The organism is Micrococcus sp. 63XJN7_8_ISO-PGPR-S23-253 (assembly GCF_056173425.1).
The window spans coordinates 1,342,859-1,355,562 of sequence record NZ_CM149673.1; the positions used below are offsets into that span (position 1 = coordinate 1,342,859).

Sequence of the window (12,704 nt, forward strand, 5' to 3'; positions counted from 1 at the left end):
CGGCAGGCCGGCCCCAAGATCGTCGACGCGGTTCGTCACGTTCCCGGGGCCGGGCCGCGGCCGGGGCCCGGCCCGGCCCGGCCGTGTGACGAGCGGCTCAGCGGCCTCCGGCGGCTCCCCTCGGGGCCTCGGCGAGGGCGGACCGCAGCCGGTCCAGGGCGATCCGCGCCACCAGCGGATGCGGCAGCAGGGGGTCGGTGACCGCGTCCGCGCCGCTCTCGCCGAGTCGGTCGTGGAAGTACCCGGGGGCCAGCAGGTGGGCGGCCACCACGGCGCGACGGCCTGCGGCGCGCACCCGGGAGACGGCGTCGGGCACACGGGGGGTGGCCGCCGCCCCGAACGCCGCGGTCACGGGCAGTCCCGTGGCCCGGGCCAGGGCCCCGGCCAGGGCGTGCACCTGGGCCTGGCCGTCCGCGGCGCGGGTGCCGGCCGCCGCCAGGATGATGTCCGATGTCGCGGCCTCACCGGCCGGCACCGCCCGGGCCACCCGCTCGGCCAGAACGGTCACCAGGCGCGGCTCGACGTCGTCCCCGGCCCCGGCCAGCGGTGCGGCGGCGATCGTGTCGGGCCGGGCGGCCGCGGCGTGGTGGATGTCGTGGTGGACGTGATGGCCCAGGGACAGCAGCAGCGGCACGATCACGGCCGGCTCCCCCGGGGGCAGGGCCGCCACGACCTCGTCGAGGGAGGGGCTCTGCACGTCCACGTAGGCCTCGTGGACCTGGGCGCCCGGCCCCTCGGCGTCCAGGAGGGCCGCCAGGTCGGCACGGAGGCCGTCGATCACCACGCGGCCGGCCGCGTCGTGCGTACCGTGGGCGCAGGCGATCACGTGCAGCACGGGCGCGCTCATGCCGAGCCCACCGCGTCGGCCCACACGTTCTGCGGCCCGCCGCTCACCGGCGGATCACCTTGTGCTGGGCGGCCTGGGCGACCGGCCGCATCACGATCTGATCCAGGTTCACGTGGTGGTGCAGCTCGACGGCATGGACGCACACCTCGGCGACGTCCTCGGCGGTGAGCGGCTTCTCCACGCCCGCATACACGGCGTCCGCGGCGGACTGGTCGCCGCCCAGGCGGTTGCGGGAGAACTCCTCGGTGTGGACCATGCCCGGGAGCACCTCGATCACCCGCACGTTGTGCTCGGCCTCCTCCAGGCGCAGCGCGCCGGTGAGCCCGTGCTGGCCCATCTTCGCCGCGTTGTAGCCGGCGCCGCCCTCGTAGGCGGTGACGGCGGCGGTCGAGGTCAGGTTGAGCACGGTGCCCTCGCCGTGGGCGCGGAGCATGGGCAGGAACGCCTGGCACATCGTCAGGGTGCCGAGCACGTTGACGCGGTACATCCACTCCCAGTCGGCGCGGTCGCCCACGCCCACCGCGTCCGTGCCGAGCGCGCCGCCGGCGATGTTGACGAGGGTGTCAGCGCCGCCGTCGGCCTCGACGCGCGAGGCCAGCGCGGCGACGGCGGCCTCGTCCGTGACGTCCAGGGCGGCGGGGACGACGTCGCCGCTCACGCCCTCGGCCCGGGCGTCGGCAGCGAGGGTCTCGAGGCGCTCGGCCCGGCGGCCGACGGCGTACACGCGCCAGCCGCGGCGGGCGAGCTCGAGGGCCGTGGCGCGGCCGATGCCGCTCGTGGCCCCCGTCACGACGGCGGCGCGGGCGGGGTTCTTCGCAGGTTCATGGGTGTGGCTCACGCCTCCGACCGTAGCCGAGCCGTGCCGTTCGGAGCACCGCCCGGGTCGCCTCCGCCAGGCCGACCGACTGAAAGGGCGGGATGTCCCGGGCGTCGTCGCGGGCCCAGCCCGCCGCCCCGGTCATGGGAGGATGGCGGGCATGGCTGAGAACACGCAGGGCACAGACACGCCCATCGACGCATCGACCCCGTCCACCCCCGCCGCCGGCGCCGTGGCCGTGCCGGACAAGCCGGCCCTCGAGGGCCTCGAGGAGAAGCTGACCGCCCGCTGGGCCGACGAGCGCACGTACGCGTTCGACACGCAGACCACCCGCGAGCAGGTCTACTCGATCGACACTCCCCCGCCGACCGCCTCCGGCTCCCTGCACGTGGGCCACGTCTTCTCCTACACGCAGACCGACGTGCTCGCCCGGTACCAGCGCATGAACGGCAAGAACGTGTTCTACCCGATGGGCTGGGACGACAACGGCCTGCCCACCGAGCGCCGTGTGCAGAACTACTACGGCGTCCGCTGCGACCCCGCCACGCCGTACGTGGAGGGCTACCGCCCGCCGGAGAAGCCGGCGAAGAACCAGCGCGACTGGGACGTGATCTCCCGCAAGAACTTCATCGAGCTCTGCGAGGAGCTCGCCGTCGAGGACGAGAAGGTCTTCGAGGACCTCTTCACCCGTCTCGGCCTGTCCGTCGACTGGGACATGACCTACCGGACCATCGACGACGTCTCCCGCGCCGTCTCCCAGCGCGCCTTCCTGACCGGCATCGCCTCGGGTGACGCCTACCTGGCCGAGGCCCCCACCATGTGGGACGTGACCTTCCGCACCGCCGTGGCCCAGGCCGAGCTCGAGGACCGCGAGGTCCCCGGCGCCTACCACCGCTACGCCTTCACCGCTGCGGACGGCGAGCAGGTCTTCATCGAGACCACCCGCCCCGAGCTGCTGGCCTCCTGCTCCGGCCTGGTCGCCCACCCGGACGACGAGCGCTACCAGCACCTGTTCGGCACGACCGTCACCTCCCCGCTGTACGGCGTGGAGGTCGAGGTCTTCCCGCACCCGCTGGCCAAGCCGGACAAGGGCTCCGGCATCGCCATGGTCTGCACCTTCGGCGATCTCAACGACGTCACCTGGTGGCGCGAGCTGCAGCTGCCGACCCGCACCCTGATCGGCCGTGACGGCCGCTTCGCCGCCGACACCCCCGAGTGGATCACCACGGACGCCGGCCGACAGGCCTATGCGGACACCGTGGCCGGCAAGACCGTGTTCTCCGCCAAGCAGGGTGTGGTGGACGCCCTCACCGCGGCCGGCCTGCTGGACGGAGAGCCGAAGAAGATCATGCACGCCGTGAACTTCTACGAGAAGGGCGACAAGCCGCTCGAGGTCGTCACCTCCCGCCAGTGGTACATCCGCAACGGCGGCCGCGACGCCGACCGCCGCGCGGAGCTGATCGAGCGCGGCCGCGAGCTCTCCTGGCACCCGGAGCACATGCGCCACCGCTACGAGAACTGGGTCGAGGGCCTCAACGGTGACTGGCTCGTCTCCCGCCAGCGCTTCTTCGGGGTGCCGATCCCGGTCTGGTACCCGCTGGACGCGGAGGGTGAGCCCGACTATGAGAACCCGATCCTCCCGGCCGACGAGCAGCTCCCCGTGGACCCGGCCGCCGAGGCCGCCCCGGGCTACTCCGAGGACCAGCGCGACGTCCCCGGCGGCTTCACCGGCGACCCGGACGTCCTGGACACCTGGGCCACCTCCTCGCTGACCCCGCAGATCGTGGGCCGCTGGTCCCGTGACGAGGCGTTCTTCAACAACGTCTTCCCGTTCGATCTGCGCCCGCAGGGCCACGACATCATCCGCACCTGGCTGTTCTCCACCGTGGTGCGCGCCCACGCCCTCAACGGCTCCGTGCCGTGGACGGACACCGCGCTCTCCGGCTGGATCCTCGACCCGGACCGCAAGAAGATGTCCAAGTCCAAGGGCAACGTGGTGGTCCCGACCGACATCCTGGACCAGTTCGGCTCGGACGCCGTCCGCTACTGGGCCGCCTCGGCCCGCCTCGGCGCGGACACCGCCTACGAGGTGGCGCAGATGAAGATCGGCCGCCGCCTGGCCATCAAGCTGCTCAACGCCGCCAAGTTCGTGCTGAACCTGGGCGCCACGCAGGACGCCGTCATCCGCACGGCCGACGACGCCGCGGCCGTCACCAACCCGCTGGACGCCTCCCTGCTGGCGCGCCTCGCGGCCACCGTGGAGCAGGCGACCCGCGCGTTCGAGGCCTACGACTACGCGCGTGCCCTCAACGTGACCGAGCAGTTCTTCTGGGCCTTCACGGACGACTACGTGGAGCTCATCAAGGACCGCGCCTACGGCGGCCACGGCGAGGCCGAGCAGGCCTCCGTGGTGGCCGCCCTGGCCACCACCCTCGACTCGCTGCTGCGGCTGCTGGCCCCGTTCCAGCCCTTCGCCACGGAGGAGGTGTGGAGCTGGTGGCGCACCGGCTCCGTGCACCGCGCGCCGTGGCCGGGCCTGGAGTCCGAGGCCGCCGGCCTGCGCGCCGCCGCCGAGGGCGGGGACCCGCAGGTGCTGGCCGTCGTCGCGCAGGTGCTGGGCCGGGTCCGCAAGGCCAAGTCCGAGGCCAAGGTCAAGCAGCGCACGCAGGTGCGCACCGCCACCGTCCGCGCCGCCGCGGCGCAGCTCGACGCGCTGCGCGGCGGCCTGGCGGACCTCAAGGGCGCCGGCAACGTCGCGGACGTGACGCTGACCGAGGCCGACGGCGAGCTCGAGGTCACGGACATCGAGCTGGCCCCCGCCGAGGAGGCCTGAGCGTGCGGCGCGCGTCGGCTCCCCGGACCGGCACGGCCGGGGCCACGGGGACCGGTGCACGCCGCATGGCCGCGGCGCTGGCCGGGATGGGCGTGCTGCACTTCGCCCGTCCGAAGCCCTTCGACGGGCTCATCCCGCCGGCGCTGCCCGGCCCCGCCCGCGCCTGGACAGTGGGGTCCGGGGTGGCCGAGCTGGCCGTCGCCGGCATGCTGGCGGCGCCCCGAACCCGCCGGGCCGGCGGCCGAGCGGCCCAGGCGCTGTTCCTGGGCGTGTGGCCGGGCAACGCGTGGATGGCCTGGCGCTGGCGTGGCCGCTCCTGGCCGTGGCGCGCCCTCGCGCTCGGCCGGCTCCCCCTGCAGGTGCCGATGATCCGCGCCGCTGGTCGCATCGCGCGGGGCTGAGGAGCAGACGTTCCGCTGACTCCGTGGACGGCAGGTGTGGCCACCTTCAACCGACGGTGCTTGTATGACACGCATCACCGAGGGGAAGGAAAGCACCATGACCACCACACCGACGGCACACCGCCCTCTTCGAGCCCGCATGGGCGCCGTCTTCGCCGCTGCGATGCTCGCCGTGGGCGGAACGGCTCTCGCGACACCTCCGCCTGCCGAGGCCGTCACCACGGTCGTCATCACGAACGGCAACTTCCACAACTGCACCAGCAGGATGAATTCCGAGATGAAGCTCTACCGCATGGAGGGCTACACCGTGCGAATCGCCTACAAGTGCAAGTGGTTCGCCGACGCTCGCCGCTGGGAGGGCACGTTCTACGCCTCTCGGTGAGCCGATGGACCACGACCGGTGCTGACGGGACGCCGAGGACCGGACCCCGGCAGGCCCGGACACGACGACGGCCGCGCACCCCACGGGGGGTGTGCGGCCGTCGTCGTGTGCGGGCCCCGCGAGCGGGGCGGAGGCTCAGTCGAACTGCGGGCCCGTGGTGCGGGCGCGCTTGATCTCGTAGAAGTACGGGTACTCGGCCAGGGCCACGGCGCCGTCGAAGATGCGCCCGGCCTCCTCGCCGCGCGGGATGCGGGTGAGCACCGGGCCGAAGAACGCGGTGCCGTTGAAGGACACCACCGGGGTGCCGACGTCGTTGCCCACGAGCTCCTCGGCGGCCCGCTGCTTCTCGCGCAGGCGCTCGTCCTCGGCGTCCGTCTCGGTGGCCGCGAGGATGGGGGCCGGGTCCAGGCCGAGGTCCACGGCGGCGCCGGTGAGGGCCGCCTCGTAGTCCTTCTGGCCCTCGTTGTGGATGCGGGTGCCCAGGGCGGTGTACCACTCGGCCAGGCGCTCGGGGTGCTCGGCGCCCACGTGCTGGGTGCCGCGGCCGGGGATCAGGCCGCGGTCGGTGGAGCGGCGGTAGTCCTCGGGCAGGTCACGGCCCTCGTTGAGCATGTACAGGGACATCTGGTGGAACTTCACCTGGATGTCCCGGACCTTCTCCACCTCCAGGATCCACCGGGAGGTGATCCAGGCGAAGGGGCAGGTGGGGTCGAAGTAGAAGTCGACGACGGGCTGGGTGTTCTCGCTCATGCCTGGGCCAACCGGGCCGGCGGCCCGGGCATTCCCGGCGGGCGGCCCGTCAGGCGCTGCGGCCGCGGCGGCGGCGCTCGACCTCGGCGGGGATCAGCACGGGCTCGGCCTCGCCACGCACCGCCTCGCCGGAGATGACGACCGTGCCCACGTCCGAACGGGAGGGCAGCTCGAACATCACGGGCTTGAGGACGTTCTCCATGATGGAGCGCAGCCCGCGGGCGCCGGTGCCGCGGGCCTCGGCCTGGGCGACGACGGCGTCCAGGGCGTCCTGCTCGAACTCGAGCTCCACGCCGTCCATGAGGAACATCTTCTGGTACTGCTTGAGCAGGGCGTTCTTCGGTTCGGTCAGCACCCGCACGAGCTGTTCGTGCGTGAGGTCCTCGACGGTGGTGATCACGGGCAGGCGGCCGATGAACTCGGGGATGAGGCCGAACTTCAGCAGGTCCTCCGGCCGCACGTCCGCGTAGGTGACGTCCCCCGCACCCAGGTGGTTCAGGGGCGCGCCGAACCCGATGCCCTTGCGTCCGGCGCGGGAACCGATGATCTCGTCCAGGCCCGCGAACGCGCCCGCCACGATGAACAGCACGTTGGACGTGTCGATCTGCAGGAACTCCTGGTGGGGGTGCTTGCGCCCACCCTGCGGCGGCACCGACGCCACCGTGCCTTCGAGGATCTTCAGCAGGGCCTGCTGCACGCCCTCGCCGGAGACGTCCCGGGTGATGGAGGGGTTCTCGGACTTCCGCGAGATCTTGTCGATCTCGTCGATGTAGATGATGCCCTGCTCGGCCTTCTTCACGTCGTAGTCCGCGGCCTGGATGAGCTTGAGGAGGATGTTCTCCACGTCCTCGCCCACATAGCCGGCCTCGGTGAGGCTGGTGGCGTCCGCGACCGCGAACGGGACGTTGAGCCGCCGGGCGAGGGTCTGTGCGAGATACGTCTTGCCGGAGCCGGTGGGGCCGACCATGAGGATGTTCGACTTGCCGACCTCGACGTCCGCGAGGTCGTCCCGCTCGGTGAGGCGGTCGGCCAGGTCACCGCTCCGCGCCTGCGGCCCACGCACGCGCTTGTAGTGGTTGTACACGGCGACGGCGAGGGAACGCTTGGCCGCCTCCTGACCGATCACGAAGCTCTCGAGGTGGTCGAAGATCTCCTGCGGGGTGGGCAGGACGGTCTCGTCCGCCTCCGCCGCCTCGCCGAGCTCCTCCTCGATGATCTCGTTGCACAGCTCGATGCACTCGTCGCAGATGTAGACACCCGGGCCGGCGATGAGCTTGCGCACCTGCTTCTGGCTCTTCCCGCAGAACGAGCATTTCAGCAGGTCAGCGCTCTCTCCGATACGCGCCATGGTGGTACTCCTCGAGGGCCGGGCGGAGACGTCCGCCCCGCGCGGGCGGCGTCGCTGTCAGATTCCGTCCAGCATACGACCGCGGACGGACACGTTAAGGGACCGGGTCCCTGGTCGGCGCCGAGGGGCCCGGCCGCGCGGCGCGCGGCCGGGCCCCAAGACGGGCGCCGTCGGTCAGGCGGACGGGCGGGTGATCTTGCGGGAGGCGAGGACCTCGTCCACGAGGCCGTACTCGAGGGCCTGCTCGGCCGAGAGGAACTTGTCCCGGTCGATGTCCTGCGAGACCTCCTCGGGCGTGCGGTTGGTGAGGGAGGCCAGCGTCTCCTCCATCCACACGCGCATCCGGTTGATCTCCTGGGCGTGGATCTCCAGGTCGGTGGCGGTGCCGCGGTCGCCCTGCATCGCCGGCTGGTGGATCAGCACGCGCGCATTGGGCAGCGCCAGGCGCTTGCCGGGGGCGCCCGCGGCCAGCAGCACGGCCGCGGCGGAGGCGGCCTGGCCCAGGCACACGGTCTGCACCTCGGGGCGGATGAACTGCATGGTGTCGTAGATCGCCGTCATGGCCGTGAACGAGCCGCCCGGCGAGTTGATGTACAGGGTGATGTCACGCTCGGAGTCCATCGCCTCGAGCACGAGCAGCTGGGCCATCACGTCGTCGGCCGACGCGTCGTCCACCTGCGCGCCGAGGAAGACGATGCGGTCCTCGAAGAGCTTGGCGTAGGGGTCCTGGCGCTTGAAGCCGTAGGGCGTGCGCTCCTCGAACTGCGGGAGGATGTAGCGCGCGTCCGGCGTGGGCAGGGAGGGCATCCCGGTGGGGAGCCCGGCGGGGAACTGGGTCATTCTTGGTCTCCTGGAGAGGGTCGGGACGGTCCGGGCCGGGCTCAGCCCCGGACGCCGCCGCCGCCGGTCACGGACGCGGCACGGTCGGCGATGTGGTCGATGAAGCCGTACTCGAGGGCCTCCTGCGCGGTGAACCACTTGTCACGCGCGTTGTCTTCGAGGATGGTCTCCACGGACTGGCCGGTCTGCTCGGCGGTCAGCTCCGCCATCACCTGCTTCATGTGCAGGATCAGCTGGGCCTGGATGCGGATGTCCGACTCGGTGCCGCCGATGCCACCGGAGGGCTGGTGCATCAGCACGCGGGCGTGGGGGGTGGCGTAGCGCTTGCCCTTGGCGCCGGAGGCGAGCAGGAACTGGCCCATGGACGCGGCGAGGCCGGTGGCCACCGTCACGACGTCGTTGGGGATGTACTGCATGGTGTCGTAGATCGCCATGCCCGCGGTGACGGAGCCGCCCGGGGAGTTGATGTACAGGTAGATGTCCTTCTCCGGGTCCTCGGCCGAGAGCAGGAGCAGCTGGGAGCAGATCGCGTTGGCGTTGTCGTCACGGACGTCCTCGCCCAGCCAGACGATGCGCGACTTCAGCAGCTGGGTGTAGAGGAAATCCTCGCGCTGCGCCGGGTCCACCGAACGCATGCTGGGGGTGATGTCGGTCATCACTTCCGCCTTCCTGTCGAGATGTCCACGGGCCTCCCGAACGGCGGCCGCTCGCGCGGACGGACGGGTCCCTGATCGAGTCCGACACTAGCCGGGCGTCCGGGCCGGCGCGCGGGACGCCGTCGGCGTTTCGCTGTTGGCGCAGGTTGTCGCGGGCCCTGCCCGGGGCCGCCCACCGTGACCTCGGGACGACGACGGCGCCCCCGCCGGCGTGGGCGGGGGCGCCGTCGTCGTGGCCCGGCGGGGGTGTGCCCCCACCGGCCGGGATCAGGCCTGCTCGGCCGCCTCGGCGTCGTCGGCCTCGGTCGCCTCGGCCTCAGCGTCAAGGGCCTCCTGGCCGCCCGGGGTCACGAACGCCGTGAGGTCCACGGCGTTGCCGTCGGTGTCGGTGACCTCGGCGTACTCGAGGACCTTGGCCAGGGCCTTGCGGCGGCGGACCTCGCCCATGATCATCGGGATCTGACCGCCCTGGTCGAGCATCATGGCGAACTGGTTCGGGTCCATGCCGTACTCGGAGGAGGTGGCGATGATGTACTCGATCAGCTCGCCCTGGTCGACCGTGACCTCCTCGGCCTCGGCGACCTCGTCCAGGATGACCTCGTTGGCGAACGCCTCGCGGGTGTTCTGCTCGAGCTCGGCACGGTGCTCGGCGGTGTCGTGGTCGTCGCCCGCGGTGTGGCCGCCGGCCGAGAAGTGCTGCTCGACCTGCTCGGCGATGACGCCGTCCGGCACCGGGACCTCGACGAGCTTGGCCAGCTCCTCGAGGACCTTGTCGCGGGCCTCGACGCCCTGGCGGTTCACGGCCTCCTCGGCGGCCTGCTTCTTCAGGTCCTCCTTGAGCTCGGCGATGGTGTCGAACTCGGAGGCCAGCTGGGCGAACTCGTCGTCGGCCTCGGGCAGCTCGCGCTCCTTGACGGCCGTCAGCTCCAGCTTGACCACGGCGGTCTCGCCGTCGTGCTCGCCGCCGTTGAGCGTGGTCTCGAAGGTGGCGTCCTCGCCGGCGGACAGGCCGTCGAGGGCCTCATCGATGCCCTCGAGCATGGTGCCGGCGCCCACCTGGTAGGACAGGCCCTCGGCCTGGTCGACCTGCTCGCCGTCGACCGTGGCGGTCAGGTTCATCGTGACGAAGTCGTCCTGGGCGGCCGGGCGGTCCACGTCCTTGAGGGAGCCGAAGCGCGAGCGCAGGGAGTCGAGGGCCTTCTGCTCGTCCTCCTCGGTGGCCTGGGCGGGCTCCACCGTCACCTTGAGGCCCTTGTAGTCGGGCAGCTCGATGGTCGGGCGCACGTCGAACTCGGCGGTGAAGGCCACCGGGCCCTCGGCGTTCTCCGCGTCCGGGGTGGCGGTCACGTCGACCTCGGGGCGGGAGATCGGGGTGAGCTCGGCCTCGGCGATGGCGGCGGAGAACCAGGTGTTCAGGCCCTCGTTGACGGCCTGGTCCACGACGATCTCGCGGCCGAAGCGCTGCTCGATCAGACGCGCCGGGATCTTGCCCTTGCGGAAGCCCGGGATCTGCACCTGGTTGGCGATGTCCTTGAACGCCTTGTCCAGGGCGGGCTTCACCTCCTCGAACGGCACCTCGACGGTCAGCTTGACGCGGGTCGGGCTGAGGTTCTCTGCGGTGGACTTGACCACGGATGACTCCTGTTGGTGGTGGTGGATGGTCTTGACGTCGAGTCGGGGTGACAGGATTTGAACCTGCGGCCTCACGCTCCCAAAGCGCGCGCTCTACCAAGCTGAGCTACACCCCGCCGTCGTCCCCGACGCCGGCGGGCTCACGCGGTGGAGGCTCGCCGGGCACCCGAGGGACTGCCCGAGGGCAGACTGTGGAATCCTAGCGCGCCGTCTCGCGACCCGCGAAAAGCCGCGACCGCCGGCCCGTGAAGCCGTCCATCGTGGCGTTGACCCCGAGGAGGTCCATCGCGCGGTCGAAGACGGGCGCCGGCAGGGCGCGCAGGGGCGCGATCAGGCCGACGGCGCGCGGCAGCAGCAGGCGGGTGCGGCCGGCCTCGACGGCGTCCAGCACCTCCTGCGCCACGTGGTGCGGATCCAGCACGGGCAGCAGCCAGGGCACCCGGCTGCGCACGCCCGCGAACATCCCGGTGTCGATGTAGAAGGGGCAGACGGCCAGGGAGGTGACGCGGCTGCCGTCCTTGCGCAGCTCCGCGGCGAGGGACTCGGCGAAGCCGACCGCGGCGTGCTTGGTGGCGGAATAGTCCGTCTGGCGTGCGACGCCGACCAACCCCGCGGCCGAGGCCACCGTGACCACGGCCCCGCGGTCCCGAGCCCGCATTCCGGGCAGGACCGCCCGGGTCAGCCAGTACGGTGCGAGCGCGTTCACCTCGAAGGTGCGGCGGATGCCCTCCTCCGTGGCGTCCTCGAGGCGCGCGCCCGTCACCACGCCCGCATTGTTCACGGCGACGTCCACCTCTCCGGCGCGGGCGGCGGCGGCCTCGATGGCGGCCGCGTCCGTCACGTCCACGCGCTCGGCCCGGGCGTCCGTGCCCTGAGACCGGATCTCGGCGGCGACGGCGTCAGCCCCCTGCAGGTCGAGGTCCCAGACGTCGACGCGGCCCGCGCCGCGGCGCGCGGCCCCCAGGGCGATCAGTCGTCCGATGCCGGACGCGCCGCCTGTCACGAGGACGGTCGCGCCCCGCAGGGACAGGGGATGACGGCCGGCGAGGGCGGCCGCGGTTCTGCGGAGGGCGGGACGGGAGCCGTGCATCATGCCTCTTCCCCCACGGCCGACGCGGGCCCGCCGTGATACGGTGTCAGCCGCTGGTCCGCGCCGAGCGCGGCCCCGCGGGGATGTAGCTCAATGGTAGAGCCCCAGTCTTCCAAACTGGCTACGCGGGTTCGATTCCCGTCATCCCCTCCAGATTCCCTGAGCCGGGTCGTCGTGTGCGCACGATGGCCCGGCTCATGACTTTCTCGGGTGCGTCGTCGTCCGCACCGGTTCCTTTACCGCTGTGCCGGCCATCTGCAGGATGGACCCATGCAGAACACCGCGCAGACGCATCGAGGGGCGTCCACCGAGGTCCGTGGGAGGCCCTGGCGGCACCGCATCGTCGAGAACGACACACTGCGCATGACCGTCCTGTCCATGCTGGCGGCCGCCGTCGCAATCGGCTTGAGCACCCTGGTGATCACCACTCCCCTCGGCGACGCGCTGGGCGTCGGCACAGCCCGACGCGCCTCCTGGATGACCGCACTGATGACGCTGTGCCTGATGTGGTCGATCTACTCCGCCCTGGACACGGTGGTGCTGCACCGGTGGCTCGGCCGCCACGACTCAACAGACCTGCACGCGCTGCTGCGCACGCGCTCCCGCGGCCCGAAGGAGTCCGTCAATCCGGTCGGCTGGAGGGCCCTGATGCTGGGAGCGTCGAGCACGCTGGGCAACACCGTCACCTTCTCGGTGATGGCGATGCTCGTGGTGGTCATCGCGATGTGGATGCCCGAGGCCCGGTCCGCGCCCACCCTGCGCTTGCTGGCCGTGGCCACGGTCCTCGCGTCCTGGGCGAGCATCGTCCTGGCCCAGGCGTTGCGCTACGCCCGGCTGGCGGCACAGCACGATCCGGAGAGGTCTCGGTCGGAGGGCGAGTCCCCCGCTCCCCCGATCTGCTTCCGCGGCTCCAACGCTCCGATCTTCTCGGACTACGTGGCGCTGTCCCTGACGCTGTCCACCATGATGGGCGCCCAGGACGTCGAGTTCTCCGGTCGCGCCGCCCGCACGGCGGTCCGTGAGCACGCGCTGGTCGGATTCCTGTTCAACTCGATGATCATCGCGGCCCTGGCCTCGCTGCTGCTCACCGTCGCCTGATCGGGGCCTG

The 12,704-nt window shown here is 71.9% G+C and carries 12 protein-coding genes and 2 tRNA genes; 5 read left to right on the forward strand and 9 right to left on the reverse strand.

The window, feature by feature from the left end:
* Window positions 1-97: 97 nt before the first annotated feature.
* Complete coding sequence (locus tag AC0VX4_RS06175) at window positions 98-847, reverse strand: sirohydrochlorin chelatase (RefSeq protein ID WP_206399731.1); 750 nt, start codon at window positions 845-847, stop codon at window positions 98-100.
* Window positions 848-890: 43 nt separating this feature from the next.
* Window positions 891-1,685 carry an SDR family oxidoreductase gene (locus AC0VX4_RS06180; RefSeq protein ID WP_060775626.1) on the reverse strand — a complete coding sequence of 265 codons (795 nt, stop codon included), beginning with the start codon at window positions 1,683-1,685 and terminating at the stop codon, window positions 891-893.
* 139 nt (window positions 1,686-1,824) lie between these two features.
* Here AC0VX4_RS06180 and valS point away from each other — a divergent pair, with 139 nt between their 5' ends.
* The 3 genes from valS (at window position 1,825) to AC0VX4_RS06195 (ending at window position 5,280) form a co-directional block, all read left to right on the forward strand.
* Window positions 1,825-4,497 carry a valine--tRNA ligase gene (gene valS / locus AC0VX4_RS06185; RefSeq protein WP_216879375.1) on the forward strand — a complete coding sequence of 891 codons (2,673 nt, stop codon included), beginning with the start codon at window positions 1,825-1,827 and terminating at the stop codon, window positions 4,495-4,497.
* A gap of 65 nt (window positions 4,498-4,562) precedes the next feature.
* Window positions 4,563-4,898, forward strand: coding sequence for a DoxX family protein (locus AC0VX4_RS06190; protein ID WP_017488708.1), 336 nt, complete (start codon window positions 4,563-4,565; stop codon window positions 4,896-4,898).
* Window positions 4,899-4,995: 97 nt separating this feature from the next.
* Window positions 4,996-5,280, forward strand: a complete 285-nt coding sequence (locus tag AC0VX4_RS06195) for a hypothetical protein (protein ID WP_002855982.1) — start codon at window positions 4,996-4,998, stop codon at window positions 5,278-5,280.
* A gap of 135 nt (window positions 5,281-5,415) precedes the next feature.
* Here AC0VX4_RS06195 and AC0VX4_RS06200 read toward each other — a convergent pair whose 3' ends face one another.
* The 7 genes from AC0VX4_RS06200 to AC0VX4_RS06230 form a co-directional block, all read right to left on the reverse strand.
* Window positions 5,416-6,030, reverse strand: coding sequence for a mycothiol-dependent nitroreductase Rv2466c family protein (locus tag AC0VX4_RS06200; protein WP_475464120.1), 615 nt, complete (start codon window positions 6,028-6,030; stop codon window positions 5,416-5,418).
* Window positions 6,031-6,079: 49 nt separating this feature from the next.
* Window positions 6,080-7,378: an ATP-dependent Clp protease ATP-binding subunit ClpX gene (gene clpX, locus AC0VX4_RS06205; RefSeq protein ID WP_387101028.1), complete on the reverse strand. Its 1,299-nt coding sequence runs from the start codon at window positions 7,376-7,378 to the stop codon at window positions 6,080-6,082.
* Between the two features lie 174 nt (window positions 7,379-7,552).
* Complete coding sequence (locus AC0VX4_RS06210) at window positions 7,553-8,218, reverse strand: ATP-dependent Clp protease proteolytic subunit (protein WP_002855988.1); 666 nt, start codon at window positions 8,216-8,218, stop codon at window positions 7,553-7,555.
* A 41-nt stretch (window positions 8,219-8,259) separates the two neighbouring features.
* On the reverse strand, window positions 8,260-8,874 hold the full coding sequence (locus AC0VX4_RS06215; protein WP_155137731.1) for a ClpP family protease: 615 nt from the start codon (window positions 8,872-8,874) through the stop codon (window positions 8,260-8,262).
* Between the two features lie 267 nt (window positions 8,875-9,141).
* Window positions 9,142-10,506 carry a trigger factor gene (tig, locus tag AC0VX4_RS06220; protein ID WP_475464121.1) on the reverse strand — a complete coding sequence of 455 codons (1,365 nt, stop codon included), beginning with the start codon at window positions 10,504-10,506 and terminating at the stop codon, window positions 9,142-9,144.
* Between the two features lie 42 nt (window positions 10,507-10,548).
* A tRNA-Pro gene (locus AC0VX4_RS06225) sits at window positions 10,549-10,622 on the reverse strand.
* A gap of 83 nt (window positions 10,623-10,705) precedes the next feature.
* Entirely contained in the window at window positions 10,706-11,599 is an 894-nt protein-coding gene (locus tag AC0VX4_RS06230; protein WP_475464122.1) for an SDR family oxidoreductase, read from the reverse strand.
* Window positions 11,600-11,675: 76 nt separating this feature from the next.
* Between AC0VX4_RS06230 and AC0VX4_RS06235 the strand changes: the two genes are divergently transcribed.
* Window positions 11,676-11,749: transfer RNA gene (locus AC0VX4_RS06235), tRNA-Gly, on the forward strand.
* A gap of 117 nt (window positions 11,750-11,866) precedes the next feature.
* Window positions 11,867-12,694 carry a DUF1345 domain-containing protein gene (locus AC0VX4_RS06240; RefSeq protein ID WP_227448530.1) on the forward strand — a complete coding sequence of 276 codons (828 nt, stop codon included), beginning with the start codon at window positions 11,867-11,869 and terminating at the stop codon, window positions 12,692-12,694.
* Window positions 12,695-12,704: the final 10 nt, after the last annotated feature.

Coding starts and splice junctions, on each gene's coding strand:
- AC0VX4_RS06175 (WP_206399731.1), bottom strand. CDS start 847: ATGAGCGCGCCCGTGCTGCACGTGATCGCCTGCGCCCACGGTACGCAC.
- valS (WP_216879375.1), top strand. CDS start 1,825: ATGGCTGAGAACACGCAGGGCACAGACACGCCCATCGACGCATCGACC.
- AC0VX4_RS06190 (WP_017488708.1), top strand. CDS start 4,563: ATGGCCGCGGCGCTGGCCGGGATGGGCGTGCTGCACTTCGCCCGTCCG.
- AC0VX4_RS06195 (WP_002855982.1), top strand. CDS start 4,996: ATGACCACCACACCGACGGCACACCGCCCTCTTCGAGCCCGCATGGGC.
- AC0VX4_RS06200 (WP_475464120.1), bottom strand. CDS start 6,030: ATGAGCGAGAACACCCAGCCCGTCGTCGACTTCTACTTCGACCCCACC.
- clpX (WP_387101028.1), bottom strand. CDS start 7,378: ATGGCGCGTATCGGAGAGAGCGCTGACCTGCTGAAATGCTCGTTCTGC.
- AC0VX4_RS06210 (WP_002855988.1), bottom strand. CDS start 8,218: ATGACCCAGTTCCCCGCCGGGCTCCCCACCGGGATGCCCTCCCTGCCC.
- AC0VX4_RS06215 (WP_155137731.1), bottom strand. CDS start 8,874: ATGACCGACATCACCCCCAGCATGCGTTCGGTGGACCCGGCGCAGCGC.
- AC0VX4_RS06230 (WP_475464122.1), bottom strand. CDS start 11,599: ATGATGCACGGCTCCCGTCCCGCCCTCCGCAGAACCGCGGCCGCCCTC.
- AC0VX4_RS06240 (WP_227448530.1), top strand. CDS start 11,867: ATGCAGAACACCGCGCAGACGCATCGAGGGGCGTCCACCGAGGTCCGT.